Origin of the sequence: Gordonibacter sp. (assembly GCF_036667095.1) — a bacterium.
Taxonomy (GTDB): Bacteria; Actinomycetota; Coriobacteriia; order Coriobacteriales; family Eggerthellaceae; genus Gordonibacter.
The window spans coordinates 1-1,171 of sequence record NZ_JAVWUP010000381.1; the positions used below are offsets into that span (position 1 = coordinate 1).

The 1,171-nt window shown below is 62.3% G+C and carries 1 protein-coding gene and 1 pseudogene; both read right to left on the minus strand.

Annotated elements, in window-relative coordinates; genetic code table 11:
- Positions 1-270: pseudogene (locus RR842_RS14760) on the minus strand (hypothetical protein); the annotation flags it as partial.
- A gap of 161 nt (positions 271-431) precedes the next feature.
- On the minus strand, positions 432-1,171 hold a 740-nt coding region (nrfD, locus tag RR842_RS14765; RefSeq protein ID WP_332730325.1), incomplete at its 5' end, for an NrfD/PsrC family molybdoenzyme membrane anchor subunit.

Consider the following 1,171-nt stretch of genomic DNA (forward strand, 5'->3'; position numbering starts at 1 on the left):
CTGCCTGAGCATCGAGCGCAGGTTCTCGTCCGTGTAGTTTTCGTTGCAGACCCCGTCGAGACGCTCGGTTGCTGCCTTGTGCGGGTCGATACCCACATCTGCAAAAATGGCCCGCACGTCCTCGGCCACGTTTCCGTCGAGTACTCCCTGCGCCAGTTCCGTGGTAGGATTGAAGCAGAACATCGACATCAGTTGGAAGAAGTCGGCACATCCGAGAGCGTAGGCTAGCTCGGCGCTCGTCGTCTTGCTGATCGGGGAGTCGTTGCTCATGGTAGGAGTGCTCCTTTGCTGTCGTGAAAAAACGGCAGGAAGACCAAGGGAGAGGTTGCGGTCTTCCTGCTGGCGAAGCCTTTCGCTGGATTAGATCCCTTTTCCCATTCGGGGGTGGGGCGAAAGGGCGCGTCCACTAGCGGAAAATACGGGGAAAAGAGTTATTTCCCCAGCTTGAGCTTGGAAAGACCCAGGGTTAGAAGCAGCAGCCCGATGCCGATGATGCCAACGGCCACGCCCCATTCGATCAGTCCGGGGAAGTAGGCGCCAGCCGGGGCGCCGGGGGCCGCAGCGGGGCCGGCGAAACCGATCAGCGGGTTGTGAAGCTGGGCTTGCAGCATGTTGTACTTCACCAGGAACACTGCCACGAAGGCCAGCGCCGCACCCGCAACGCGCAGCGTACTCGCCCTTTGCAGCAGCAGGGCGATGCCGCCTGCAAAGCATGCCATCTCAACCCAGAAATAGGGCGCCCCCGGACCGCTTACCAGCCATGCGGCAACGGCCGCCTCCTCGCCGATGGCGATATAGAGGCCGCTGAACACCTCGGCCAGCACGAACACCAGTTCGGCCGTGAGGAACAGGGCGATCACGCGCGAGAACCCGCGAGACACCTGCTCGTTCAAGGGAAGGTAGCCGCTGCGGTCGAGCACAGCGTATACGATGGTGAGCAGCGAGCCGCCAGCCACCACCGCGGCCGCAAAGAACGACAGCACCAGGCCGGGGTTGTTCCACGTGGGGCGGGCGACCTGCAGGGCGAATGCCAGGGCGGTCACCGTCACCAGCAAGGCGGCCACGAACACGGCGATTGCCAGCGGGCGCACTGATTCCTCGGTCTTCTCGCCCTTGGCAACCTTTACCAGCATCAGCGTGAACACGATGCCCAGCACCACATAGGCAATGA